We start from the raw sequence: 23,890 nt of genomic DNA, 5'->3' as shown, positions 1-23,890 counted from the left end.
GATACTAAGGAATACCCGGACGGAAGTTTCTCAAATCTTTATTCTGATCGATGTACCACTGATCATTTCCACCGTTAGAATGAATTACAGCGATTGCTTCAGCTCTGAAAATAGAGCCTGTCGCAGGCGCAGTTACGGCAGCAGTACCTGGCAAAGCCGGAGCAACCGCATTCGTAGCACCGCGAAGCATCGTACAACCAGTCGTACCTCCCGTGCAGTATGCAAGCGAGTTACGAGTATTTCCCGGAGCAGCTGTCGGCGGATTATTGAAGCCATTTGCTGCCGTAGCATCACCAGCACCAGAAGCAAAACCTACGTTATAACGCAAACTACCTTCAGGGGAGTATCCTATCGCACCAAACATACTGTGATAAGCGGTATACTCAGCATAGAAAGCCTTCTCCGAGGTATAAATAGAGGACAAACTTGTTTTAGCCTCAGTCTGACGGGCTTTGGACAAGTACTTGTTAATTGATGGAACGGCGATAGACGCCAAAACACCGATGATCGCAACAACGACCATCAACTCTACAAGCGAGAAACCGCTTTGAGATTTTCTTTTAACTGAAAACATTTAAAGACCTCCATGGTTCTTTTACTAACTGTTTACCCACATAAGTGTGTCAAAAGTGAATTGTTATTGCAAGGTCCTGTCTCGAATAAGACTGGGTAATTTGTTTCATGTTTATTATGTAAGGGACACGCAGTGCTCTCGACCTATAACCAGCTTTTTTCACTCTGCTAGACTTGCCAGACACGAAAGAGTGCTCAAATTGAGTCATAAGGTAGAATAAACACATGGGTAACAATAAAAAAGACAGCAACAGCAACTATCCTTTTGCATCTCCCGAGGGGGAAGCGGGCGTCCAGCTTGTCCCAAAACTAGACACTCCGAAGATGTACAAGGTGATCCTACTCAACGATGACTACACGCCCATGGACTTTGTCGTCCTTGTATTGCGTCGCTTTTTTGCGAAAACAGAAGAGCAAGCCACTGAAATAATGTTAGATGTTCATAAGAAGGGTGCAGGTGTCGCAGGGGTCTTCAGCCTTGAGATTGCCGAGATGAAGGTGATGCAGGTCAACCAATTCGCGCAACTCAATCAGTACCCCCTAAAGAGCACACTGGAGGAGGAAGCATGATGAGCCGAGAACTTGAGCGCAAGCTCGCCGAAGCCACGGAACTCGCCAAACGCAACCGACACGAATTTGTGACTCTGGAGCACATACTCCTCATCCTGTCCGAATCCCCCGTGATGGTGGAAATTCTGGAAGCCTGCGCAGTCAATGTGCAGAAACTAAAACAGGATCTGCGCGATCACCTGAAGGTCGGCATCCCCCAAATCACCGATGAACAATTGGGATCCTATGGAGGTTTTGAATCCTGGACCCCTGAGTTCACCCTCGCCTGCCATCGACTGATTCAGCGTGCGGCAATTCAGATGAAAAGCGCTGGACGCAATCAGATTTCTGAAGGAAGCCTGTTGGTGTCTTTGTTCTATGAACAAGATTCCCACGCCGCTTTTGCTCTGGCTCGCCAAGGGTTGACCCAGTTTGACATCATCAACTTTATCTCTCACGGGATCACCAAAGACGGGAAAGATCACGACATCCCTTCGGCCTCCGCACCAAGATCGGCAGAATACCAAGCTGAAGGCGCAGATGAAACCCGCGGCTCCCCGCTTGAAAGTTTCTGCGTGAACTTGAACGAACGCGCCAAACAAGGAAAGTTAGACCCTTTGATTGGCCGTGAGGACGTCATTGAAAGAACCATTCAGGTCCTTTGCCGTCGCACCAAAAACAATCCGCTTTTGATCGGCGAACCCGGCGTTGGTAAAACTGCCATCGCGGAAGGTTTGGCGCAAAAAATCGTGCAAAACCAAGTTCCTGAAAAACTGAAAAATGCCGTTATTTACTCTTTGGATCTGGGCGGCCTGCTTGCGGGCACCAAATTCCGTGGGGATTTCGAAGGACGCCTGAAAGCCGTCGTCAAAGAAATCGAAAAACACCCGAACGCCATCTTGTTCATCGATGAGATTCACACAATTGTGGGTGCCGGTGCGACCAGTGGTGGTTCGATGGATGCTTCGAATCTTTTGAAGCCCGCCTTGGCCAGCGGGGATATCAGCTGTATTGGCTCCACCACCCACACGGAATACCGCCAGTACTTTGAAAAAGACCGCGCGCTGAATCGTCGATTCCAAAAAATCGACATCCACGAACCGTCCAAAGAAGACTGCGTGAAAATCCTGAAAGGCTTGCGTAAATCCTATGAAGAGTTCCACCAGGTCTCTTACTCGGATGAAGCCATTCAGGCCTCTGTGGAACTTTCCCAGAAGCACATTCACGGAAAACTGCTTCCGGACAAAGCCATCGACGTTTTGGACGAAGCTGGTGCTTACTTCCGCCTGAAATATGAAAATGCGGAAGACATCAAAATCGGCGTTCCTGAAATCGAAGAGGTTATTGCCAAAATGACCGGCCTTCCGGTGGCTAGTATCTCTTCCAGTGAAAAAACGCAGTTGCGTGATCTGGATAAAAAACTGAAAGCCCTTATCTTTGGTCAGGACGAAGCCATCGACCGCCTGGTCGCGAACATCAAGTACGCGCGCAGCGGCCTGGGCCGTCCGAACAAACCTATCGGAAGCTTCCTGTTCACCGGACCTACGGGTGTTGGTAAAACGGAAGTCTGCCGACAGCTCGCGACGATCATGGGTGTTCACTTTGAACGCTTTGACATGAGTGAGTACATGGAAAAGCACGCCGTCGCCCGTATGGTCGGCGCGCCTCCGGGATACGTGGGTTATGAAGAAGGTGGTTTGTTGACGGAAGCCGTGAACAAACATCCTTATTGTGTTCTGTTGCTGGACGAAATTGAAAAAGCGCACCCGGACATCACCAACATCTTGCTGCAAGTGATGGATGCGGGTCGTTTGACCGACAGCAATGGTCGCGTGGCTGACTTCAAGAACGTGGTTCTGGTGATGACTTCCAACGCCGGCGCCCTTGAAACATCCCGCGGCACTATTGGTTTGATCGATGAAAACCGTGGGTCTTTGTCCATGGATGCGATCAAAAAAGCGTTTGCGCCAGAATTCATCAACCGCCTGGATGCCGTGGTGGCCTTCCGCGATCTTTCTGAAGATATGGTCATCCGTATCACTCAGAAATTTGTGGACGAGCTGAAAATGACTTTGCTTGAGAAAAAAGTGGAACTGAACGTTTCTCAAGATGTGATTAAGTGGCTAATGAAAAAGGGCTATGACAAGGTTTACGGAGCGCGTCCTTTGGCTCGTTGCGTGGACGAAAATCTGAAGAAAGCCTTGGTGGACGAACTTCTTTTCGGCCGTCTTGTTGACGGTGGACGCGTAAGTGTTGAACTCGAAAAGGATTTGCTCAAGTTCCATTTTAGCACCACCCCCACTGGCGGAAGCGGTCAAAAAAATCAAAAACAACCTGTCACAACGTGATGGCATTGACATTCCTTTTAGAGTTATCATTATTAATGGTGACTCTAGAAGGAGTGCATAAATGGCATTTTTGAAACGTATTGGTCTATTTGTTCTAACGAACGTCCTTGTGATCGTCACGATCGGGATTGTTTGGTCTATCGTCAGCCGCTTCCTAGGCATGGCGGGACTTAACTCTTATATTCCGTTCCTGATGGCCTTCTGTGCCGTTTGGGGTATGGGTGGCGCGTTCATCTCCCTGTTCATGTCCAAGTGGATGGCGAAGATGTTCCATGGCGTGAAAATTATCGACGCCAACAATCCAAATCCGGAACTGCGCAATCTGGTTAACAAAGTTCATGAGTTCGCAAGACGTGCTCAGCTTCCTAAAATGCCAGAGGTTGGTATCTACGAATCCGTGGACATCAACGCTTTCGCGACAGGTCCTTCCAAAAAGAACTCTCTGGTTGCGGTTTCCACCGGACTTTTGCAGAGAATGAATGAAAAAGAAGTCGACGGCGTTCTGGCGCACGAAGTGGCCCACATCGCCAACGGTGACATGGTGACCATGACTCTGATCCAAGGTATCGTGAATGCCTTTGCGATGTTCTTCTCCCGCATCCTGGCCGGCCTTGTGGCTGCCAACGTGGACGAGAAATACCGCGAGATCGTGCGCTTTGCCGTGACGATCCTGGGCGATATCGCCTTCACAATGTTGGGTTCTATCGTGGTGAACTACTTCTCCCGTCAGCGCGAATTCCGTGCGGATGCCGGTGGCGCGAAGTATTCCTCCCGTGACAGCATGGTCGCGGCTTTGCAAAAACTGCGCTCTGTGTATGATCTGCCAATTCCACCGGAAGAAGGTCAGACTGCGACTTTGATGATTTCCAACCGCGACAAAGGTGGAATCGCCAAATTGTTCATGACTCACCCTCCTCTGGAAGTTCGTATCGAAGCTCTTCAGCGCGGTCGCTTCTAAGGCGACCTGCAAGACCGCGCGCAGCGGAAAGCCAACTTTAGAATGGCTTTCCGCCCTGCGGGGTTGTTTCTTCCTCTGAATGGGCATACCCTTACTGGTATGCCTCGTATAGTACTAGCCCTGACATTCTTCTCTGTGATTCTTGGTTGCGCGACCACCTCGCGTTTTGATTCCCGTATCGACAAGCGCCTGACTCCGCCATTGCCAAACTTTATGGCAAAGTGGAGATCTGCTCCAATTTCAGATCTGGAAAAACTGGAAGTCGGTTCTAACGAAAATAACATTCTGTGGTGGAAGACCTACACCGTTTCCATGGCCAAAAAAGAAAAGCAGCCCCAAGAGGCCTGCGCGGGCTTCACCCGCCTTTCCCTGATCCCCGAGTTCCCGCTGCATGATCTGGCTTTGCTGCGTGCCTACGAATCCTGTGAGCGCATTAACACCCTGGCAGAGCTGCCAGCAAACGTGGCTCCGTGGTACCGCGAACTTTACATCGACATCAAGCTGAAAGAGGCTTTGGCCTCTGAAGAACTTCAGGATGACCTGCCGGCGTATATCGAAAAAGCCCGCGCTGAATCCAATAAAAAGAAAAAAGAAGAATACTACATGAAAGCCCTTTTGATCGCGCAGAAGCTCGAATTGAAAGAGGACATTCAAAGCATTCAAACCCAGCTTTATAAAAACTCTCCGCGCCTGAACCCGCTTCCGGCTTACAAAGACCTCAGCGCTGTGGCCTCGGACTATCGTTTCCACCGTGAATTTGATCAGGCTCTTGCGACTTATAAGAAAATTCTGGCGGCCAAGGAAGCCACGGCGGATGAACAGTTCCAGGCTTTGAAAAACATCCGTCAGACTTACAAAGTGGCTCAGCGTCGCACAGAATACATCAATGCGACCGCCGATGTCGTGAACTGGTCCAAAACTCAGTTCCAGAAAAACAAAAAAGACCGCCGCTCGATTGCCCGCTTCCATGATTCTCAGGTTCTGTTTGCTAAAACTTTGTGGACGGAAGATCAGACATCGCGTGCGGTGAAAGTATTGAATGAAACTCACCGCCTGCTTCGTGGGTCCTATCCGATGGATGAGGTTTATTTCATCCTGGGTCGTATTGACGAAGAAAAGGGTGATTTCAAAAAGGCTTTGGAATATTTCGAAGCCAGCTACCAGCAACCCGTAAGTTTCACCGGCTTGCGTGACAAGATCGCGTGGCTGAAATCCTGGAACTACTACAAACTTTCCCAATGGCCCGAGGCGAAAAGCAGCCTTGAGCAAATGAAGGACCTGGTGAAGGATTCTTCCGACAAGGCGCGCGCCCGATTCTGGCTGGCGCGCACGCTAAAGAAGCTTGATCAAGCTCCCGAAGCCCAAGTCGAACTGCAAACCCTGATCAAAGAAGATCCGCTGGGTTACTATGGCGTATTGGCTTACCGCGAACTGGGCTGGGAGTTCCCGCCCCTGAAAGTGGACGTGAACGAGCTGCAGGGATTAAGTCTGTTCTCGATTGAAGAACTGGATGTGCAAACTCGCATGACCACCGAATGGCTGATTGCCGTGAACGAAAAACCTTTCGCGGAAAAAATCCTGAACATCGCCGTCGATGATCTGAAAAAACGCAATGTCACTGCTGAAAAGACCTGGCTTGCAGTGTCTTCAGGCTATGCCCGTTCCGGCCTTTACCTGCCGCTATTCTCGGCGATTGGGGCGCTGGAACCTCAGGTGAAGGATCGTTTGCTAAATGACCATCCGGATCTGCTGTTCCCGCAGGCTTATGGCGACATCATTGCTGCTGCTTCCAAAAAAAGCGGCATTCCGCAGGAATTCATTTTCTCGATCATCCGTCAGGAATCCGCCTTCAACCCAGAAGCGCGCAGCCCGGTGGATGCCTTCGGTTTGATGCAGCTTCTGCCCAGCGTGGCAAAGCAGCTAGCCAAACAAAACGGTCTGCCTTATGGCGAGGCTCTGGACCTGTACAAGCCTGAAATCAACGTCCCGCTGGGGGCCTTTGAATTGAAGAATCTGATGCGCAAGTATAAGGATCAGTACATTTTGGCAGTGTCCGGTTACAATGCCAACGACAGCGCCATCCGCGGCTGGCTGAAAACCCGCTACCGTGATGATTCCGTGGAATTCATTGAAGAGGTTCCGTACGAAGAGACCCGATCTTACATCAAACTGACAATGCGAAATTACGTCTTCTATCAAAGACTGCTTCATCAGGACAAAGGCTCGCTGTTCCCGGAAGAACTGCTGAAGCTTTCCAGATAATCTCAAACAAAAAAGCCACCCGACAAGGTGGCTTTTTTTTATTTAGATATCCAGTCCCAAACTCCGACAGAACAGCTTTCTGCGCTCAGGGTTATAAATGTATTTCAGCTCTATCAACGAACGAAAGCGTTCATGAAACTGCATGCCCGTAACGATAAACCCAGCCTTTAACTTCGGAATCAAGACCGACGGGTTGTTAGGGTGATGAATGCTGGTAACAACCTGGAATCCTTCTTCCTGAAGCTTTTGAAGCGTGCAGGTCAGGAGTTTGGCATAAAGGCCTTTGCCGCGAAAGGATGGCAGCACCGCTGAATTTTGCATATAATAGGTTTCAGCATCCGTTGCATGACCATAGTGCCACCCAACGATACCGCCCTCAAAAAACACAGCCAGTCTCAGCCGGTATCTCTGCTCCTGCTTACGACGTTCATCAATTTTCGCCTGCGCTTGAGGGTCATCGAACGGAACTGCCCCAGCCTCATGCCTGTTTGAATATACAGATGCGAAGTGTTCATCTAAGCAGGCATTGAGCTCTACCGCAGATACCTCTTTCACCGTAAAGCCACTTCCAAGGTCTTTTGAATACATGTACGATCTCCTAAACACCGAGCAGTTCTGGATAAAGAAAGAATATCCTATTCACAAAATCAACACCCATTTTAGACTCTAACAAATTCATTTGCTGCTCAAGAGCTATTGCAACCATCTGACCATCTACCTCCCCTTCGTTATCACAAACAGTCTCAGGGGAATGGTGCAGGTACTCACCAAACTCTCGGTCACAAAAATCACTGTAAAACTTCGTATGCAGGATAAAGTGATGCCAAGTTTTATCAAGGTAATCGATCTGATTTGTGAAAAAGAACGGGCCACTTAAAGACCCGCTCTTTTCAGCTTCATGAATAAAACGTAGTAGCAGAATCAAATCATCAAAGATCATCTCCAGCAGCACAGGAGATTTCAAGCTTGAGAACTCTTTTCCATTTACATGCTTAGCGATGATACTTTTCATGATATTCCTCAATCAAATTAAACAGGGTCGCCGCTTCCACCATGAGATCCCGCGCCACAGGTTCTATAAATTGAACCATCTTTAGCATCTTCTAACAGATCGGCTTTGGACTTTTCATAAGAGCGGATTTCACTCCCCCGCTGACGAAGCGCTTCAATCTCCTCATTGGACAACTGCGATTCATCGATATTCATGGCGCGAAGAACGCCTCTGACAGAATTGAGCTCGGAACCAGTGAGAGAGCTCGCTTGTGCGAATGGCGCAGCTGCCACTACGATAGCCATAACCAATACTTTGTTAAAATTCTGAACTTTCATTTTTGTCTCCTTTTCCGTTAATCGGATGCAGAGATGTAATGCGAACGAAGTGCCGCCATAAGATCAAATATATGCAATCTGAGGAGGCATTCTTAAAAGAATCCCCCAGCCGTGGTCCAAGATCCGAGACTGGGGATAAGAATTCGAAAGCTTTAGCGGTTGCAGAAGGTGTCCGCGACAAGACCGGCTTGGGCGGCTGTGTATTCGGGATAGTCTGCATACAAGGTGTTGGTCAGATCCAACAGGTCCGAATTTTCGTTCCATTTGTATTTCAGGCTCTGATAGCTCAGCTCACGCAGGTCGTAACGCTTTTCAAGCGCCACAGCGCCGCCATTCAGCTCTGTCACCGTCACGACAAGCTCGTTGCCAACTTCCGAATCCTCGGTGCCCGGCTCAACGGCCCAAGTACCTTTAAGAAGGCAACTGGTTCCTGACCCCGTCTGGTCAAACAAAGCTTCGGTTTGCTCGAAGTCCCCGTTGGCTTTCAGGTCCATTTTAACGTAATGAAATTCGCTGCCGGAGGAAGTTCCGGTTTCGGTTTGATTGTGGAAGGTGGCGTCTTCGCTCAAGCTTCCTAAATCCAGCTCACCTGATCCCACAGTCTGATTGCACGAGATCAGGAACAAAGCGCTGAAGGTCAGAAACATTCTAAACTTTTTCATGTTCTTCTCTTCGGTTAGGGGCCTCCAGGCTTTAGTTTAAACCATTCCGGCAATATCTATATAATGTATGCCCACACTGGCCCGACCGTCTCAAGATGAGATCAAACCCTTTCGTGCTTATGCTGGCCCTTTAAATTCCGATAAGTGTTTGTGGAGAAAGGGGAATACTTCATGTTTTCTCGCAAGATGATTGTTGCAGCTGGCTGTACCGGTTTGGTGTTTTTTGGTGGACTGGGTCTATACCTGTATTCCACAGAAGAACATTCCCCTTCCCGTTCTCAAAGCTCTAAAAAAGACAGCACACGTGCTCTGGAAAAATCATTCATCACCTCTCAGACGGACAAAGTCATTGATGAACCGAGTGCGCTTTTCAACGACCCCGCCATCAGTCAGGCCTGGGGACTGAAAAAATCCGATGCGGCTCGAGCGTGGTCCGTCACCAAGGGCAGTCGTGACATCGTGATTGCCGTGATCGACACCGGCATCGACATCAAACACGAAGACTTGGCGGGCAACCTTTGGCGCAACCCGGGTGAAACCGGCAAAGATGCCATGGGCCGCGACAAAGCCACCAATGGCATTGACGATGACGGCAATGGTTTTGTGGATGACGTCTATGGCTGGAACTTTGTTTCCAACAATCCAAAACTGGATGACAATCACGGACACGGCACGCATATCGCCGGCATCATCGGCGCAGAGGCCGGAAACGGCAAAGGCATCACCGGGATCGCCCCGGAAGTCAGCCTGATGATTCTAAAGTACTATGACCCGAAAGTTCCGGGCACGGATAACTTGAAAAACACCGTGGCTTCCATCCGCTATGCAGTGAAGATGGGCGCACACATCATCAACTATTCAGGTGGTGGTACTGAGTTTTCACAAGAAGAGCATGATGCCATCGCCGAAGCCGAGAAAAAGGGCATCCTTTTTGTCGCGGCGGCGGGTAATGAAAGATCCAACTCGGATCAACATCACTACTATCCGGCCGATTATAAGCTGAGCAACATCATCTCAGTCACGGCGATCGATCCAAGCACGCAAGTATTGGCATCGTCCAATTATGGTGTCGAGACTGTGGATATCGCAGCTCCGGGCCAGAACATTCTGTCCTGCCTTCCGGGGAACTCTTACGGTTACATGACGGGCACCTCGCAAGCCACCGCATTTGTGACAGGTGCAGCTGCTTTGGTGATGGCACACAAACAGTCTTTCTCTGCCAGTGACGTGAAAAAATACATCTTGGCTACGGGGGATGCCCAGTCACAACTGGCTTCCAAAACCCGCACATCCCGTCAGTTGAATCTGTATAAAGCACTGACCATCCTGGATCAGGGCGTGGGCGCCACGGGTGTGATCGCGGTGAACACGGCCAATATGAAAAGCTTCAGTGGGGATCCTAATGACAAAAATTCCCGCGCCGCCGAAGACGGCGTTGATGCCACCGCCAAAGAGATGAGCCACTTTGGCCGGTCTCTGATCGATGCCATGGGCACCAAAGTTCGCCCAAGCAAACTCGGTACAAAACAGGAAAACGAAGGGTTCTAATATCCCCCTTCCCGCCTAAAAAGGAGCCCACGAGGCTCTTTTTTTATGTCTTTCACTGTCAACAATCTGGACAGGCCTATCGGTTTTTCCCAGGCCCCATCCACCACTGGGAATCAGCCCCACCCTGTGGCACACTTGCCCCCATTCGGGGGCATTCCATGAATAAGTTTATTGTCGTTCTGTTGTTGTTGCTTTCATCGGCGTCTGCATTTGCAGGTATGGATGAGACTTTCGAGAAAATCCGCAATCAGGCCCGTCATTATCGTGATCCAGGTGCAGTGTGCGAAGAGGTCGCCCGCGCTGAGTTTTCTGAAAAATACCCTGCTCCCCAATATGAAGTGATCGTGGGCATTGCCTACAACCTGAAAGGTCGCACCGTGGGTGAACTGGACATGGTTTTGATGGATCACAACACTCAGAAAGTTGCGATGGTGGGCGAAGTAAAGTGTTACAGCAACCTGAAAAACGGTCTGACCAAAGCCAAACAACAGCGCAAACGCTTCCTGACCCACCTGGGTTCGGGCGCTCCTTTGGAGTTCATCAACACCTCCACCGGGGAAAAGTACGCTTATGACAAATTCCAGTATGTGCGTGAGTTCATCTCGGTATCGCAAAAAGGCGGAAAAGCTGTGGGCTTTGATGTCGAGCTTGAGCACAACTTGGATGAAATGACCCAGTTGCGCGACAGAATCATCCACTGCCAAAAAGACAATCTGTGCCCTGTGCCGTAAAAGTCGCTCCTGTGTTGCAATTCAAGTCTGGATCGTGCCAGACTTGATTGCACAGGGGGAACTTTATGAAATCGGTAATTTCAGTATTCATTTTCTTGCTAGGCCTGTCTGCCCACGCCGAAGTCGGCTTCAAAAACGGAAATCAAAAAACGGCTGTTCTTGCTCAAGGAAGAATCGTCGTCCACTGCTTCGGGAACAACCCAGGCGGTCCATCCCACGGCTCGTTCATCTGCCGCGAAGAAATTCTGACTGCGGGCGAGTACGACTATTTCGTCGGCCCGAAGGGTGTTAAGGGTGACTCGGTCACGCTGACCGCCCTGCACCAGGACGGATCGCAAAGAACCAAAACTGTTGATTACGACAGCGCCAAAGGCCAAAGCAAGAAATCCATCAACCTGTGGATCGCCACCTTGCTGCAACGCCCGCTTCTGGATCCAGGTATCAACACTGTCAGATACAAAATCACATCCAACGGCAAAGTCACAGCCTCTGGCGAATTCGTGGCTGAGATCAAAGATGGCGGCACCAAAAACTGCTCCCGCACAGGATCCTACACATCCAACACGCCATCGGACTGCCAAAACGGAACATCACTTTGCCGCCGCTACTTCAACGAAAACAACTACTGTCTTTAATTAATTGATACAAAAAAACTAAAAAGGCTCCCGATGGGAGCCTTTTGTTTTTTAATCCAGGAAATCGGAGGCAGAGATTTTGCCTTTGATCATGACTATCAGGCCGGCCGCCATACACGCTAGCGCCACACCCACACCGATCAGATTACGGTGCCCCAGGTTGATCATACCCAACAAAATCAACAGCGCACTCAGACCAAACGGACCCCAGTACATGTACTTGTTCCATTTTGGCTTCACCGTCGGATCTTTCGCCGTAGGTTTTTGGCTCAGTCCCACCATCATCAAAGAGTTGATACGTGCGATCATCTGATCACACTGTGGATCGCCACCTTGAGCGGTTTTAAGGTCTTCATACTTCAAGATAGCAAAGCGCAAAGCATCCAGTTCATGGCAAGAACGGATAAACTCGTCATGCAGATCTTCGTTGTCAAAGTTTTCAACCAGGTTCTTCCACTTACGCACAAGGCTTGGCTGCGCTTTCAAAGAAGGATCCTTTGGCAGACCTTCCAACTTTTCAAAGATCACGTGGCAAGAGTAACACTCTTTCGCACGGCGACCGTTCAAAGCCCCGCACTTCGGGCAGGATTTCATTTCCTGAGCGCCCGGCTCAATCGCATGATCCTCTTGTCGCTTAGCAGCAAGAACAAGCTCACTTTTCTCCATCTCAGGAGCGGATTCGGCAAGTGACGCCTCTTCAGCTTCAAGAGAAACTGCAAAACAGATCACATTCGCCGGATCTTGAGGAGGATATTCGAAACTGAATCGGCCCTCGCAGGAAATGCACTGAAACAGCGGCGACTCCGTCTGGATGTCGTCACTTTCAACCTCGTACAATTTCGCGCATGATGGGCATCTGATCTTCAATTTCACGTGGACTCACTCACTCTTTATGTTACTAATACCATGATGAAGAGATGGTTTCAATTTTTCAAGCATAAAGCCTACGATTTTCGTTGGGCGATTCTCTCCGGAATTCTCGTCGGCACAAGTTACATTCCGTTTCCACCTTGGGCGCTGATCTTCTGCTACACGCCGCTGTGGATTTACGTGACGGAAGAATCCTCGTCGGTGAAGAAATCTTTCTGGGCCGGATGGGTCACGCAGTTCATTCTGACCTTGATTGGTTTTCACTGGATCGCCTACACCGCACATGAATTCGGTCAGCTTCCGTGGGCCGTGTCCTATTTGGCGCTGCTGCTTTTTTGTGCGTTTATGCATCTCTATATCCCGGTGGCCGTGGCGGCAGCAACCTGGCTGCGCCTCAGATTCAAGCTTTCCGGCGGACAGACACTGTTTACGATCGCTCTTTTGCACGCGCTTTTGGAGAGAACCTGGCCGGTCATCTTTGAATGGCACTTGGGTTACACTCTGATCTGGTCGAAAATTCCGATGTATCATCTGGCGGATCTGGTCGGTTTCCACGGGCTTTCCACGGTGGTATTGCTTTTCAACGCCTGGATGGGTTACGTGTGGCTGAAACAAAGCTTTGTCAAAAAAGCCTTAAGTCACCTGTCATTGCTGGCGCTGACTTTTGCTGCTTTGGTGGGCTGGGGCTTCTGGCATGGGAAAACCTGGAACAGGTTTGACGGCGAAACCAAGGCCACCGTGGTTCAGGCCAATATCGGCAATCTGGAAAAGATCTACGCCGAACAGGGCCGCGCTTATCAGGAAGTCATCACCCGCAAGTTCCTGGATCTGTCTTTTGCTGCTATGCAAAAGTATCCGCAGACCGACATCTTAATCTGGCCCGAAACGGCCTTCCCGGATTATCTGGATCAGCATCTTTTGGACCGCAAACACACCCAGATCCTGATTTCCGGTCTTCAACCCCTGGGCCGCCCGCTGATCACCGGGGCTTATTCCAAAGACCCCAAGGCCGACGAAAAGCAGGACACGTCCACTTACAACGCGCTTTTCCTGGTAGATCAGTTGGGTAACAACCTGGACAAACCTTACCGCAAGACGGAGCTTCTGGCGTTTGGTGAGTACCTGCCTCTGAGTGAGCAGTTCCCGTTCCTGCTGAAGCTTTTGCCGTTTGTTTCAAACTTCGGCCGCGGCCATGGACCGGAAGTGATGAAGTGGGAAACCCCGCAAGGAGTCATCAAATGGGGCGGTCAGATCTGCTATGAAGGTCTTTACCCGTCCTTCACCCGGGGGCTTGCCGAAAAAGGCGCAGATATTCTGGTGAACGTGACCAATGACTCTTGGTTTGGAAAAACCTTTGAGCCGCAACAGCACCTGTACATGACTCTGGCCCGGGCCATTGAAGTGCGCCGTCCGCTGGTGCGTTCAACCAACACTGGCGTCAGCACCGCTGTTTTGGCAAACGGTGACGTTCTACAAAAATCGCCACTCCATGAAGAATGGAGCGGACAGTTCGTGATAAAGTATCTTAAAAACGCTCCCCTTACTTTCTTTGTCCAATGGGGTCATTGGGACTGGATTGTTATTATACTTGTGCTGGGAGCAGTGATTGGCCGAGGAGCCCTCAATGCAAGATCTCGTCGTTCTTGACTGGATAGAAATTCTAGAAAAAATCAAATCCCACGCCACCAGTGACATGGGTCGTGAAGCCATTATGCAAACGGAGCCGTTGAAAACTCCGCAAGAGGCGCACGCAAGCTTTCAGGAAATCAACAACGCCACGGAAGTCTTAAACCAAGGCGTCCGCCCGTTCATGACCAGCCTGGATCTTTATTCGACCTGGATTCCGCGCCTGAAAAAAAATGCGGTTCTGAAAACTTTGGAAATGAAAGATGTCAGAAGCTTCTGTCTGGAAGCTTTGGCGTTGAAAGAAGCCCTGCATCCGGTGCAAAACGACTGGGCCCAGCGCATTCACCAAAGCCTGATGAAGGCCGAGGAACCCGTCTCTGCGATTGACCAGATCCTGACTCCCAGCGGGGACATCAGATCGGACGCCAGCGAAACCCTGTTCCGACTTTTCCGCGAAAAAGAGCGTCTGGCGCGTGAAGTGCAAAGCACCCTGGATCGTCTGGTAAAAGATCATCAGATGGAAAATGTCCTTCAAGACAAGTACGTCACCACCCGTGACGGTCGCTGGGTCTTGCCGGTTCGAAGCGGCATGCAACACCACTTGCCAGGTGTGATTCACGGATCTTCCCAGACCAAACAGACCGTGTTCATTGAACCTGAAAAAGTGATCCCGTCCAACAACCGCCTGCGCCAGATCGAGGTGGAAATTGAAGACGAGATCGAAAGACTTCTGACCGAGCTTTCCCGTTATCTGTCTTCCAAGTCTTTGGACATTGAAAGCTCGCAAGTGCTGATGAAAGACGCCGACGTGCGTTTTGCCCAAGCCCAGTTTGCCAATCAGGTGGAGGCCCACCCGATTGAGTTTTCTGATGACAGCATGGAGCTGATCGAGGTTCGCCATCCGTTGCTGCAACTGTCCGGAAAAAAAGTCGTCGCCAACACCGTGCTGCTGGAAGGCCACAAAAGTATTTTGCTTTTAAGTGGTCCCAATGCCGGTGGTAAAACCGTGCTTTTGAAATCCATCGGCCTGGCGGCGCAAATGGCCCGCTGTGGTCTGCCGATCTGTGCCAGCGAAACTTCCAAGCTGCCGTTCTTTAAGAATGTCCTGATCGGCATTGGAGATGCACAAAGTGTGGATGAAGAACTTTCCACTTTTGCCGCCCATTTGAAAATTCTAGGCAAAGCCGCATCCGTCAAAGGCCGCGACAACCTGATTCTGATTGATGAGATCTGCGGATCCACCGATCCGGAAGAAGGCAGCGCTTTGGGCCGTGCCTTTATCGAAGAATTCTCGAACAACGACGTCTTTGCCGTGATCACGTCCCACTTGGGCCCGTTGAAATCAGGCTGGGACGAACAAAGCCGCGTCTATAACGGAAGCCTGGAGTACGACCCGAAAACCGGCCGCCCGACTTATCAGTTCCTGGCGGGTATTCCCGGGGATTCCATGGCGATTCAAACAGCGAAACGCGTGGGCGTTGCGCAAAATATCGTTCAGCGCGCTTTGGATGTGCTGGCTCCGGCCACACGCGCCCGCCTGGAAGGTCTTGAGCAGATCGAGCAACTGAAGGCGGATATCAATCTTTTGCAGGAACACCTGAAAAAAGAAACCAAGAAAGCCACCGAGATGAAGCGCAAGTATGAAGGTATGCTTGAGCAGTTCAACAAGGACAAGGACGAATGGTTGCAGCGCACGCTGAAAAAAGCCGAGCGCAAAGTGGAAGAAGCCATTGCCCACGCCAAAGCCGACGAGACTTTCAAACGTCACACCGCTTTGCAGGAAATCAAATACAAGCTGCCAGAAATCGTGAAAGCCAAACCGATCACGCAGCCGGGAGCACCGGAAACCGCCGAAGAGTTTGGTAAGAAGTACCCACCGGGATCCAAGGTGTATGTTCCGACCTTGAATCAGGATGGCATCATCCAGAGCACGCCAAACTCCAAGGGTGAAGTCATGATTTTGTCAGGCTCTGTGCGCCTGCAACTGCCATGGACTATTTTGAAACCTGCGGGGAAACCGTCCAATCCGACGTCCCAACTGGTCCGTCAAAGCTCCAACATCACCGTGGCTTTGGCTGATGATGATCGCACTTTGGATCTGCGCGGCCGCACGGTCGAAGATGCCTTGCAGGAACTGGAATTGGCATTGGACAAAGCCGCCCAAGCCCGCGAAGATCGTATTAAGGTCATCCACGGCCATGGCACGGAAGCTTTGAAAAAAGCCGTGCGCACCTACCTGTCCCGCTCCATTTACGTGAAAAAATGGAAAGCCGGATCACCGGAAGGTGGCGGCGATGGCATTACATGGGTTGAGATCGGCGAAGCATAAGGAACTTTATGACGTACGTGAATATGGTTTTGAATCATCCTTGGTTTAATCAGTTTGTGCTTTGGTCCCTGCTGGGACTGGGCGTGGGCGTGGTTGCGAAAATCATCATCCCCGGCAGCGAAAACATGGGATGGATTCGAACGATTCTTTTGGGCCTTGCGGGATCTTTCATTGGAAACTTCCTGACGCCCCGGGTGTTTCACTGGCCCAAGTACAACGCCTTCAGTTGGGAGGGCATTGCCATCGGTATTGGTGGCGCGGTGATTCTGGTTCTGGTGAACCGGGTGGTCACAAGATCCTAGAGCGAACTCAAAAGCGCGCCCCTTAAAAGGCGCGCTTTTTTTATTTATTCAACAAAGTTAGGCTCCGGAACAGGTGGCGGAGTTTCACGCTTCGGATGACAGACCACTCCGCATTTCACGAAACACCCGCGTCCCGTGTTCCAGCAATACTTCGCAATGGGCATCATGTCGGAAGGACAACTAAGGCGATTGGCCTCAAAAACAGGTTCCACTACGAAGTTTTCTTGAATTTCCTGAAGATTGACCACTTCCTCAGCAGCAAAAGACGTGGCACTTGACAAGGCCACCACTGCAAAGAGAGATAGAACGAATGCTTTCATATATTCTCCTGGGTTATGATTGATGTATGCGACCCGGGATCAGGCTAAAAGGAAGCACCTTGGACTTGCTATTGATTTCAGATAAGCGTGCCGGAAATCAGCGACAGAAAGAATGAATATGTTAATTGAAGACTACAACATCGCAAGCTGGATCATTTCAAAGACACTGGCGCTATCTTACTTTGTCGCCTTTTTGTCTTTGTTGCCACAGGTATTGGGTCTTTATGGATCTCAAGGCATCTTGTCGATTGATCATCTGCTGAATCTTCTGGATAAAGAGCTTAAAGCGGAGCGCTTCTATCACGTTCCCAGTCTGTTCTGGTTTTCTTCCGGCGATTTAACTTTGAAACTTTTCTGCTTTATCGGCATGACCGCTTCTTCTCTGGCATTTCTGGGGTTTTCTCAGAGCTTTATGTTTTTGACGTGTTTCATCTGCTACCTTTCTTTTGTCAGTTGCGGGCAGATCTTTTTAAGTTATCAGTGGGACAGCTTGCTTCTTGAGCTGGGCTTTTTGGGATTGTTCTTCGCCCCTTGGCAGTGGGAGTGGATTCCACTGGCGGCGCACAACCTGCATCCGATCATGCTGGGGCTGGTGATTTTCCTGTTGTTCAAACTGATGTTCTTATCCGGCATCGTAAAACTTACGCACAAAGATGGCAGTTGGAAGGACCTGACGGCCCTGACTTATCACTACTGGACACAGCCGCTGCCCACGCCGATGGCTTACTTCGCGCACAAGATGCCCCGCTGGTTCCAGAAAATGAGCACCGTGATCATGTTCTTTATTGAACTGGTGTGTCCGTTCCTGATGCTGGTTCCCGGAAAAACCCAGGTCGTTGCCGTGGCGCTGCTTTTGACTTTGCAGTTCCTGATCATCCTGACTGGCAACTATGGCTTCTTTAATCTGCTGACCATCGGACTTTGCCTGGCCGTGCTGCCGGATTCGGCGTGGGGTTTCAAAATCAACTGGGTGGAAGCCACCACTCTGCCTACTGCGGTGATGCTGATTCCGGCATTGATTCTGGTTCCGTCGTCCCTGTTTTGGATTCTGAAAACGCTTTCTGAAAACAGCACGAAATTAAATTTCATGTTGCCGTACATGCGCTTCTTCTATCCGTTCCGCATCAATAATCCCTATGGGCTGTTTGCGGTGATGACGAAGACCCGCCCGGAAGTGGTTTTACAGGGAAGCAACGACGGATTGAACTGGGAAGATTATGAGTTCCAATTTAAGCCTGGCAGCCTGAAGAAAGCTCCTCCGGTGTGTGCTCCCCACCAGCCGCGCATGGACTGGCAGATGTGGTTTGCGGCTCTAGAGAACTTCAACGAAAACATGTGGCTGCAAAACCTCGCAACCCGCGTATTTGAACAATCCCCCGACGTGATGACCCTGTTCAGCAAGGATCCGTTCAAAGGAACCTCGCCAAGATTCCTGCGTTTTGAACGCTACGAATACCGCTTCAGTGACTTCAAGGATCTGCGCCAAAACGGCCAGTGGTGGGAACGTGTTCATTCAGGTTCTTACGGCCCCGTGTTCGGCAGAGACGACGGGAACGGCGAACCTGCTTAGAAGATTTTTCAGCCTGTCTTAAGTGTAATCCACCATAAACAAACAATGAGATTTCAGACTTAAACGCGCCGGTGACGAAACTGGCGCTCTTTTATTTTTTGCATTCTTTCATTAGAACTTCTCCATTCACAATCAAGGAGTTTTTATGAAAGCCCTCTTGTTCCTTCTGATCGCTGGTCTTCTGCTTGGCACTGTCCCTTCCCACGCCAAACTTCAACCTCTGACAGACGACGAGATGTCGAACGTCTACGGCTCGGCCGATTTGGCCAGCAGCCTGCTCTTTATGTTCGAAGTAAGACGGGTTTCCGGTCAACCCATGACCGGGGTTGAAGTCATGAACCACCTTCAGGCTGTCAGCAAAGCTTTCGGTATCACTCTGGAAAACATCACAGTTGTGGGTGAAAGATATGGCTCATTGCAGATGACGGTGATCAAGGATGGCAAAACCATTTCGACCACTCAGCTTCCGTCTTACTTTGATCGCATTCACATCGGAGCCATTCGAGCGGGCAACGGACCTTCCATGGGTTCTATGACGATTGAGGGTTTAAGTATCTCCGGCCACATCACCGTAACACTGCACTAGAATGAGAAACCTGCGCGCAAAGTGACACGCCTTGCGCGGCACCCTCTTAGAAGTTTGACGTTTCACTCTGGGAACGTATCACCCTGAGAATGATGGAATTTGCAACCACCTGAAATCAGGTGGTTTTTTATTTTGTCTCAGTCTGACCTATGGCACCGCTGTTGCTTTATAGATTGGCATTAGGGGGCTTTATGAAAAATGCGAAACAAATCTTCACAACTCTTCTGACACTCGGTGCACTGTCCATGTTGACAGCTTGCGGATCCAGCCAGCAGGTAGCAGGCTCTACGGATTCTTCCAGCCGCACACCAGTCACAGACATTGGTTCTGCTTCTTCTAAAGCTCTGGCTTATTGCAATCAGGCTTCCGGCAACGAGATCACCGGTAAAATGAAGGTCTTCGTTGATTCCAGCAACTATGTTCGCATGGAATACGTTTACCTGCGCCTGACTTCACTTCCAGCGACTTTCAAATCCGGCAACTCTTACATCTCTTTGTGGAAATGGCTGGCAAACCCATCCGGTTACACCAACCTGGACACTTCCGCTTTGAACTTCGCTTTGATGAACCCGGCAAACGGTCAATACCTGACTGGCTGGAAAACAACTTTGAAATGGTCTGATGTTGTGACTGTTGCTTCCGGCATGGGTTACACAGACCCACAGACTTTCTTCAACAACGTAAACATCCTGGTTGATCTGAAAGATCCAAATGGTGAATACGATGCTTTGAAGATCTCCAACTACGATGCATCCACCAACAAAACCATCAACTCTGTTGACGGTCTGTTGCCACTGTTCTCTGCAAACCCTGCGGACTATGCTAACGACGGCGGCTCTACCCGCGCCGGTGTTCTGCAGAAGCTGCACCCGTTCTATGGCAAGTCTGGTCAGTTCACAACTTCCCAGTTCCAGTCCATGGCGAACAACTACTGCTTCTAAATAAGTCCCAACCCCCAAACGCAAAAAAGCCACTCTTCCCCCAGAGTGGCTTTTTTCATTTTTACGCGGTGTTTATGCAAAAGTAAGCAGGTACCTTTTGCGACCACGGCCGTTCAAAACGGCCCAGATGCAAGGCGGAGGTGGGTCCTCGCAGCGCAGGCGTGCTCCTGCACGTCGAAGCGAGAAGCCCCGCCGACAACGCAGTCAGATGGGCCTTTTTCACCGACCGTCAGTGGGCGGATTCCTGGCTGACTTCTTCGGCCTGTAAGTTTTCGCCTTGTCGGTAGCGATCTGCCAGCGTCTTGTCGGTCGTTGGGAACGAGAACAGCAACGAATGAACGTTGGAGTCTTCGTCTTCCTGAGTGACCGCGATATAGATCAGATCCTTGGTGGTTTCGTGATCCGGGAATTCGCGGATGAAGCTGACCAGGATGTTTCCGTCCAAATCGTTTTTGCGCCAGATTTCATCGGCACTTTCGATAGTTTCTTCACGAAGGTCGGCGTAGTCTTTGAACTTTTCCTGTGGAATGTCCTTTTCCCCACGCACTTTCAGCATCGCCTGATAAAGACCCATGGCCAAAGGATCCCCTTCGCCCATGGCATCACCTTCCACCGAGCCTGCGGATACTTCTTCAAAGGTCTTATCATAGACCATTTCACCGCGCTGATAGTTCTGCCACACGCGACTGTCTTTGGAGGGGAAATGGATGAACACGAATGAAGGGTACTCGTCTTCACTGGACACGTACGCGACCGCGACGTATTTGAAGGCTTCATTGCCTTCTTCGAAACTTTTAATGAAGTGATAGATGGCAAATTCTTCGAAGGTTTTGTCATCCATCCAGACTTCATCTGGTTCGTCCAATGTGGACTCCAAATAATGCTCGCGTTCAATTTGCTCTTCGTCAGTGAAATCCTCAGCCGAACGCAGAGCGATATACTCTTCCTCCAGCTTATCGATGGCGCTTTGGAAATAGCCAAAAAGGTCTTTTTCATTCTCAAAAATAAGTCCAGCCGCCTCATCAACCAGAATGAGTTCTTTTTCGGAGGAGGTGCTTGGTTTCTTCTTTGCGCGGGTCTTTGTTTTCGCCATTCGTTTCGTATCCTTCACCTTTTTATTATTGAGACAATCCCTTCAGCCAACAACTAGAAAAAAGACACTCTCGACGGCCCCTGTCATAGACGCATTTTTGGTCTTGCAAGTGTGGACAATATTCCTCACCATTCAACTTAAGACGTCAGCAGGAGGCGCTCTTGGTCAACTTAGAAGAAACAAGTCTGGAACGAATGGAAGCTTTGCTGTCTCATTCCGCCATGGGTGTTCATGTTCTTTTTGACAACAAGTCGATCGCCACGGTCCTTAAGGAAGTGGCAGACGATAAGGACTTCTACAGCTTCGATAAGATGAAGAAGGTCCAGGATGTCATGACAGAACTGATCGCGAAAAAGACCTACTTTGAAAAAATGGCGTACTTGCAGGCACTGGATCAGGATTCCTACCAGATGCTGGTCAGGGCCTACTTCCACATCGTGGAAAACACGGTCCGCGCCAATCACGAACACGCACACTAAAGAAAACGGGAACTAATAATTCCCGTTTTTTCGTTTAAAGTTTGCACACTTTCCCCGACTTGCTTCAGCCAATTTGGGATCTTCGATATTTCGTCTAAAGCTTAGAGTATTAATTCGACATCACCGCGCTTATTTAATGCGATGTGCCGACAGAATGTTATTCTGAAGAGGTCGGATTTGGTGTCTTTCAAGATTCCCACCGCAAAGCCGATAGGAAGAACTGTGAAATATCGGATCTTCTTATCGGCTTTCTTATTTGTTCTGCTGCCGGCCTTTGCACAGGCCGAGTACCGGGTCTTTCTTTTGAAGATCACAAAAAAGACCGCCGCCCCCCAGGCACAACAACCCGAGACGCAAGACTTCCGTCTAGTTGAGAGCACGTTGGATCACGTTCAGTACCGCTATTACTATCCCGTCGCCGCCGATGAAGAGGTTACCTACATTGATACCTGGCGCTGTTATGGGCGCACCAGTGATTTCCAACCTCACTGCCCCAACCCGAAAGGCCAGATTCCTGCCGAGCCCACCCCGGCACCTTAAAACCTGTGTGTCGATTTGATACACTGGTTTCATGTCGTCAATTGACAATTCCACGAGAAAAGCCCAGCAAGCGGATTTGAGTGAACTTCAAGCCGATCACGCGCGCAAAAAAAAGCAGCTCGTGAAAGAGAATGAAGCACAACTTTCTGATCTCAAGGACTATTACAACGATAAGAAGACCGGACTTCAGGAACAGAATGAAGCCGCCATCAATCACATCCGCAAAAGCCAGCAACAGGCCGCCTCGGAAGCTCATGAGGACCGTCAGCGTCTGACTGAGAAATACAATTCCCGCACCCAGGCTATTGCCAAAGGCTATGACGAAAAGCTGACCACCACCCGTCAAAAACGCGCTGAACAGATTGCGCAGGCCCAGACAGATTCCCGCGAAAAAGTGGCCAGCATTGAAAAAGACGCCGCCGAACGAGTGGAATACGTGCGCACCAAAAGTGCCGATGACATCAAGGGCGCCAAAGAAAAATACAACAAGGACATGTCCCAACTGAATGAGTTCAGCGATCGACGCCTGGAACAGCAACGCACGCAAAACGATGCCAGCCTGAAAAGCGAAGTTGAGCGCGGCCGCAACGTGCAGGAGCGCGTGCGTGCACGCAATGAAAAAGAATATGGCGAATTGCGCGAACGCGGCGAAAAAGTTCTGGTTCAGGAAAATGAAAAGCAGCAAAAACAACTGGCTCGTCAGGACAGTGATTTTGCAAAACGCTATGACCAGCAGCAGACGCAGTGGGAATCCCGCGAACAGAATCTGAACAAACAGTACTCTTCCCGCCTGCAGGATCAGAAAGTGGCTTATGAAAACCAGCTGGACAACCAGCATGACCGTTTCCAAAGCACTTACATGAAAACCGAGGATGCCAACCGCGAATCTTTGAACATTCAGAAGAAACGCTATGTGCGTGAACTGGCTGAAACCCGCAAGGACTTTGTAAAAGCCGCCGGCAAATACGCCACCAAAGAAGCCGATCCGTTTTACAAGGTTGAAGACCGCGGCAGTCAGCTAAAGGAGAATCCGGATTTCTATATTCTGCGTGCCTATGTGCCCGAGCATGAAAAGGATTCCGTAAAGGTGACGATTCAAAACGATCGCGCCACCGTTTCCGGTCAGCGTTCTTTCAAAGACAAGATTGAGGAAGACGGAAAAAGCGTCAGCAGTTCCAATTTCCAGACATTCCGTGAAGAGTTTGCTTTCGACAAACCCGTCATCACAGACGGCATGACCCGCCAGCGCGATGGCGACTGGGTTGTCTATCACATCCCTAAAGGGATTCCGAGCCGCTTTGAGCGAAAGGCTTAAGGCTCGTTTGCGCGGCCAGCAGATTTTCCAGGAAATAAGCCGACAACTGATGACGTCCCTCCACTGAGGCTTTTTTGTAAAGGCTCAGGGCTTGCTGACGAGTTGTCGTTTCAGAAGTGCCCCGCCTGTCCGCGATCTCGCGCAGACTGAGGCCAAGAAGAATCAGGCTACCCACTTCACATTCAGTTTTAGTTAGTCCCCATTTGTCGAAATGAGTTTGAAAGTAAGCTTGAAATTCTTCAGGATTTTGTTTCATATCCGAAATTTAATCGGAATTTGTTTAAACTGTCATCATACAGAAGTACGCAGTAAGAAAATATTCTT

25 protein-coding genes are annotated in these 23,890 nt (G+C 50.0%); 16 read left to right on the top strand and 9 right to left on the bottom strand.

Annotation, left to right across the window (positions count from 1 at the left end; translation table 11 throughout):
- Positions 1-4 precede the first annotated feature (4 nt).
- Complete coding sequence (locus ACZ520_RS05905; RefSeq protein WP_464127750.1) at positions 5-574, bottom strand: type IV pilin protein; 570 nt, start codon at positions 572-574, stop codon at positions 5-7.
- Positions 575-798: 224 nt separating this feature from the next.
- On the opposite strand from ACZ520_RS05905, the gene clpS reads away from it, so the two are divergent.
- The 4 genes from clpS (at position 799) to ACZ520_RS05885 (ending at position 6,690) form a co-directional block, all read left to right on the top strand.
- Positions 799-1,143: an ATP-dependent Clp protease adapter ClpS gene (gene clpS / locus ACZ520_RS05900; protein WP_011163787.1), complete on the top strand. Its 345-nt coding sequence runs from the start codon at positions 799-801 to the stop codon at positions 1,141-1,143.
- A complete protein-coding gene (gene clpA / locus ACZ520_RS05895) occupies positions 1,140-3,470 on the top strand; it encodes an ATP-dependent Clp protease ATP-binding subunit ClpA (protein ID WP_417866483.1) in 2,331 nt (776 codons plus the stop codon). Before clpS ends, clpA begins: the two co-directional genes overlap by 4 nt.
- A 61-nt stretch (positions 3,471-3,531) precedes the next feature.
- On the top strand, positions 3,532-4,428 hold the full coding sequence (htpX, locus tag ACZ520_RS05890; RefSeq protein WP_011163785.1) for a protease HtpX: 897 nt from the start codon (positions 3,532-3,534) through the stop codon (positions 4,426-4,428).
- A gap of 99 nt (positions 4,429-4,527) precedes the next feature.
- Positions 4,528-6,690 carry a transglycosylase SLT domain-containing protein gene (locus tag ACZ520_RS05885; protein ID WP_464127749.1) on the top strand — a complete coding sequence of 721 codons (2,163 nt, stop codon included), beginning with the start codon at positions 4,528-4,530 and terminating at the stop codon, positions 6,688-6,690.
- 42 nt (positions 6,691-6,732) lie between these two features.
- On the opposite strand, the gene ACZ520_RS05880 is transcribed toward ACZ520_RS05885, so the two are convergent.
- From ACZ520_RS05880 to ACZ520_RS05865, 4 genes are all read right to left on the bottom strand, one after another.
- Positions 6,733-7,278 (bottom strand): GNAT family N-acetyltransferase, encoded by a 546-nt coding sequence (locus ACZ520_RS05880; RefSeq protein WP_464127748.1) that lies wholly within the window; start codon positions 7,276-7,278, stop codon positions 6,733-6,735.
- 10 nt (positions 7,279-7,288) lie between these two features.
- A complete protein-coding gene (locus ACZ520_RS05875) occupies positions 7,289-7,702 on the bottom strand; it encodes a glycine-rich domain-containing protein (RefSeq protein WP_088565779.1) in 414 nt (137 codons plus the stop codon).
- A 17-nt stretch (positions 7,703-7,719) separates the two neighbouring features.
- Complete coding sequence (locus ACZ520_RS05870) at positions 7,720-8,019, bottom strand: hypothetical protein (RefSeq protein ID WP_088565780.1); 300 nt, start codon at positions 8,017-8,019, stop codon at positions 7,720-7,722.
- Between the two features lie 152 nt (positions 8,020-8,171).
- The gene (locus ACZ520_RS05865; protein ID WP_464127747.1) at positions 8,172-8,681 is read right to left on the bottom strand and encodes a hypothetical protein; all 510 of its coding nucleotides are present in this window, start codon (positions 8,679-8,681) and stop codon (positions 8,172-8,174) included.
- Between the two features lie 171 nt (positions 8,682-8,852).
- Here ACZ520_RS05865 and ACZ520_RS05860 point away from each other — a divergent pair, with 171 nt between their 5' ends.
- From ACZ520_RS05860 to ACZ520_RS05850, 3 genes are all read left to right on the top strand, one after another.
- Positions 8,853-10,229 (top strand): S8 family peptidase, encoded by a 1,377-nt coding sequence (locus tag ACZ520_RS05860; RefSeq protein ID WP_232468637.1) that lies wholly within the window; start codon positions 8,853-8,855, stop codon positions 10,227-10,229.
- 158 nt (positions 10,230-10,387) lie between these two features.
- Positions 10,388-10,960 carry a hypothetical protein gene (locus tag ACZ520_RS05855; protein WP_464127746.1) on the top strand — a complete coding sequence of 191 codons (573 nt, stop codon included), beginning with the start codon at positions 10,388-10,390 and terminating at the stop codon, positions 10,958-10,960.
- 65 nt (positions 10,961-11,025) lie between these two features.
- Positions 11,026-11,595, top strand: coding sequence for a hypothetical protein (locus ACZ520_RS05850; protein ID WP_464127745.1), 570 nt, complete (start codon positions 11,026-11,028; stop codon positions 11,593-11,595).
- Between the two features lie 51 nt (positions 11,596-11,646).
- Here ACZ520_RS05850 and ACZ520_RS05845 read toward each other — a convergent pair whose 3' ends face one another.
- On the bottom strand, positions 11,647-12,468 hold the full coding sequence (locus ACZ520_RS05845) for a hypothetical protein (RefSeq protein WP_464127744.1): 822 nt from the start codon (positions 12,466-12,468) through the stop codon (positions 11,647-11,649).
- Positions 12,469-12,501: 33 nt separating this feature from the next.
- Between ACZ520_RS05845 and lnt the strand changes: the two genes are divergently transcribed.
- Genes lnt through ACZ520_RS05830 form a run of 3 tightly spaced genes read left to right on the top strand, consistent with a single transcriptional unit; the run spans position 12,502 to position 16,722 of the window.
- A complete protein-coding gene (gene lnt, locus ACZ520_RS05840; RefSeq protein WP_464127743.1) occupies positions 12,502-14,112 on the top strand; it encodes an apolipoprotein N-acyltransferase in 1,611 nt (536 codons plus the stop codon).
- Positions 14,090-16,420, top strand: a complete 2,331-nt coding sequence (locus ACZ520_RS05835) for an endonuclease MutS2 (protein ID WP_464127742.1) — start codon at positions 14,090-14,092, stop codon at positions 16,418-16,420. Before lnt ends, ACZ520_RS05835 begins: the two co-directional genes overlap by 23 nt.
- Positions 16,421-16,428: 8 nt before the next feature.
- Positions 16,429-16,722 carry a GlsB/YeaQ/YmgE family stress response membrane protein gene (locus ACZ520_RS05830; protein ID WP_088565788.1) on the top strand — a complete coding sequence of 98 codons (294 nt, stop codon included), beginning with the start codon at positions 16,429-16,431 and terminating at the stop codon, positions 16,720-16,722.
- 44 nt (positions 16,723-16,766) lie between these two features.
- Here the strand turns inward: ACZ520_RS05830 and ACZ520_RS05825 are convergent, their stop codons facing one another.
- Positions 16,767-17,042 carry a hypothetical protein gene (locus ACZ520_RS05825; protein ID WP_088565789.1) on the bottom strand — a complete coding sequence of 92 codons (276 nt, stop codon included), beginning with the start codon at positions 17,040-17,042 and terminating at the stop codon, positions 16,767-16,769.
- A gap of 112 nt (positions 17,043-17,154) precedes the next feature.
- Here ACZ520_RS05825 and ACZ520_RS05820 point away from each other — a divergent pair, with 112 nt between their 5' ends.
- The 3 genes from ACZ520_RS05820 (at position 17,155) to ACZ520_RS05810 (ending at position 20,139) form a co-directional block, all read left to right on the top strand.
- Positions 17,155-18,612: a lipase maturation factor family protein gene (locus tag ACZ520_RS05820; protein ID WP_464127741.1), complete on the top strand. Its 1,458-nt coding sequence runs from the start codon at positions 17,155-17,157 to the stop codon at positions 18,610-18,612.
- A 145-nt stretch (positions 18,613-18,757) separates the two neighbouring features.
- Positions 18,758-19,198, top strand: a complete 441-nt coding sequence (locus ACZ520_RS05815) for a hypothetical protein (protein WP_464127740.1) — start codon at positions 18,758-18,760, stop codon at positions 19,196-19,198.
- A gap of 191 nt (positions 19,199-19,389) precedes the next feature.
- Positions 19,390-20,139: a hypothetical protein gene (locus ACZ520_RS05810; protein ID WP_416480963.1), complete on the top strand. Its 750-nt coding sequence runs from the start codon at positions 19,390-19,392 to the stop codon at positions 20,137-20,139.
- A gap of 229 nt (positions 20,140-20,368) precedes the next feature.
- Here the strand turns inward: ACZ520_RS05810 and ACZ520_RS05805 are convergent, their stop codons facing one another.
- Positions 20,369-21,232, bottom strand: coding sequence for a PBECR2 nuclease fold domain-containing protein (locus tag ACZ520_RS05805; RefSeq protein WP_416480962.1), 864 nt, complete (start codon positions 21,230-21,232; stop codon positions 20,369-20,371).
- A gap of 161 nt (positions 21,233-21,393) precedes the next feature.
- Here ACZ520_RS05805 and ACZ520_RS05800 point away from each other — a divergent pair, with 161 nt between their 5' ends.
- The 3 genes from ACZ520_RS05800 to ACZ520_RS05790 all read left to right on the top strand — a co-directional run bounded on the left by ACZ520_RS05800 (position 21,394) and on the right by ACZ520_RS05790 (position 23,566).
- On the top strand, positions 21,394-21,711 hold the full coding sequence (locus ACZ520_RS05800; RefSeq protein WP_157678781.1) for a hypothetical protein: 318 nt from the start codon (positions 21,394-21,396) through the stop codon (positions 21,709-21,711).
- Between the two features lie 222 nt (positions 21,712-21,933).
- Entirely contained in the window at positions 21,934-22,251 is a 318-nt protein-coding gene (locus ACZ520_RS05795; RefSeq protein ID WP_464127739.1) for a hypothetical protein, read from the top strand.
- A gap of 31 nt (positions 22,252-22,282) precedes the next feature.
- Positions 22,283-23,566 (top strand): Hsp20/alpha crystallin family protein, encoded by a 1,284-nt coding sequence (locus tag ACZ520_RS05790; RefSeq protein ID WP_464127738.1) that lies wholly within the window; start codon positions 22,283-22,285, stop codon positions 23,564-23,566.
- On the opposite strand, the gene ACZ520_RS05785 is transcribed toward ACZ520_RS05790, so the two are convergent.
- Positions 23,529-23,822 (bottom strand): helix-turn-helix transcriptional regulator, encoded by a 294-nt coding sequence (locus ACZ520_RS05785; RefSeq protein ID WP_088565795.1) that lies wholly within the window; start codon positions 23,820-23,822, stop codon positions 23,529-23,531. The genes ACZ520_RS05790 and ACZ520_RS05785 overlap by 38 nt on opposite strands.
- Positions 23,823-23,890: the final 68 nt, after the last annotated feature.

It is taken from the genome of Bdellovibrio sp. BIS2 (assembly GCF_055398295.1).
Note: the sequence above shows the minus strand (reverse complement) of the source record. Positions and strands in the feature narration are given on the sequence as shown.

Coding starts and splice junctions, on each gene's coding strand:
- lnt (WP_464127743.1), top strand. CDS start 12,502: ATGATGAAGAGATGGTTTCAATTTTTCAAGCATAAAGCCTACGATTTT.
- ACZ520_RS05850 (WP_464127745.1), top strand. CDS start 11,026: ATGAAATCGGTAATTTCAGTATTCATTTTCTTGCTAGGCCTGTCTGCC.
- ACZ520_RS05870 (WP_088565780.1), bottom strand. CDS start 8,019: ATGAAAGTTCAGAATTTTAACAAAGTATTGGTTATGGCTATCGTAGTG.
- ACZ520_RS05865 (WP_464127747.1), bottom strand. CDS start 8,681: ATGAAAAAGTTTAGAATGTTTCTGACCTTCAGCGCTTTGTTCCTGATC.
- ACZ520_RS05790 (WP_464127738.1), top strand. CDS start 22,283: ATGTCGTCAATTGACAATTCCACGAGAAAAGCCCAGCAAGCGGATTTG.
- htpX (WP_011163785.1), top strand. CDS start 3,532: ATGGCATTTTTGAAACGTATTGGTCTATTTGTTCTAACGAACGTCCTT.
- ACZ520_RS05875 (WP_088565779.1), bottom strand. CDS start 7,702: ATGAAAAGTATCATCGCTAAGCATGTAAATGGAAAAGAGTTCTCAAGC.
- ACZ520_RS05820 (WP_464127741.1), top strand. CDS start 17,155: ATGAATATGTTAATTGAAGACTACAACATCGCAAGCTGGATCATTTCA.
- ACZ520_RS05860 (WP_232468637.1), top strand. CDS start 8,853: ATGTTTTCTCGCAAGATGATTGTTGCAGCTGGCTGTACCGGTTTGGTG.
- ACZ520_RS05810 (WP_416480963.1), top strand. CDS start 19,390: ATGAAAAATGCGAAACAAATCTTCACAACTCTTCTGACACTCGGTGCA.
- ACZ520_RS05785 (WP_088565795.1), bottom strand. CDS start 23,822: ATGAAACAAAATCCTGAAGAATTTCAAGCTTACTTTCAAACTCATTTC.
- clpA (WP_417866483.1), top strand. CDS start 1,140: ATGATGAGCCGAGAACTTGAGCGCAAGCTCGCCGAAGCCACGGAACTC.
- ACZ520_RS05825 (WP_088565789.1), bottom strand. CDS start 17,042: ATGAAAGCATTCGTTCTATCTCTCTTTGCAGTGGTGGCCTTGTCAAGT.
- clpS (WP_011163787.1), top strand. CDS start 799: ATGGGTAACAATAAAAAAGACAGCAACAGCAACTATCCTTTTGCATCT.
- ACZ520_RS05905 (WP_464127750.1), bottom strand. CDS start 574: ATGTTTTCAGTTAAAAGAAAATCTCAAAGCGGTTTCTCGCTTGTAGAG.
- ACZ520_RS05830 (WP_088565788.1), top strand. CDS start 16,429: ATGACGTACGTGAATATGGTTTTGAATCATCCTTGGTTTAATCAGTTT.
- ACZ520_RS05880 (WP_464127748.1), bottom strand. CDS start 7,278: ATGTATTCAAAAGACCTTGGAAGTGGCTTTACGGTGAAAGAGGTATCT.
- ACZ520_RS05815 (WP_464127740.1), top strand. CDS start 18,758: ATGAAAGCCCTCTTGTTCCTTCTGATCGCTGGTCTTCTGCTTGGCACT.
- ACZ520_RS05805 (WP_416480962.1), bottom strand. CDS start 21,232: ATGGCGAAAACAAAGACCCGCGCAAAGAAGAAACCAAGCACCTCCTCC.
- ACZ520_RS05855 (WP_464127746.1), top strand. CDS start 10,388: ATGAATAAGTTTATTGTCGTTCTGTTGTTGTTGCTTTCATCGGCGTCT.
- ACZ520_RS05885 (WP_464127749.1), top strand. CDS start 4,528: ATGCCTCGTATAGTACTAGCCCTGACATTCTTCTCTGTGATTCTTGGT.
- ACZ520_RS05835 (WP_464127742.1), top strand. CDS start 14,090: ATGCAAGATCTCGTCGTTCTTGACTGGATAGAAATTCTAGAAAAAATC.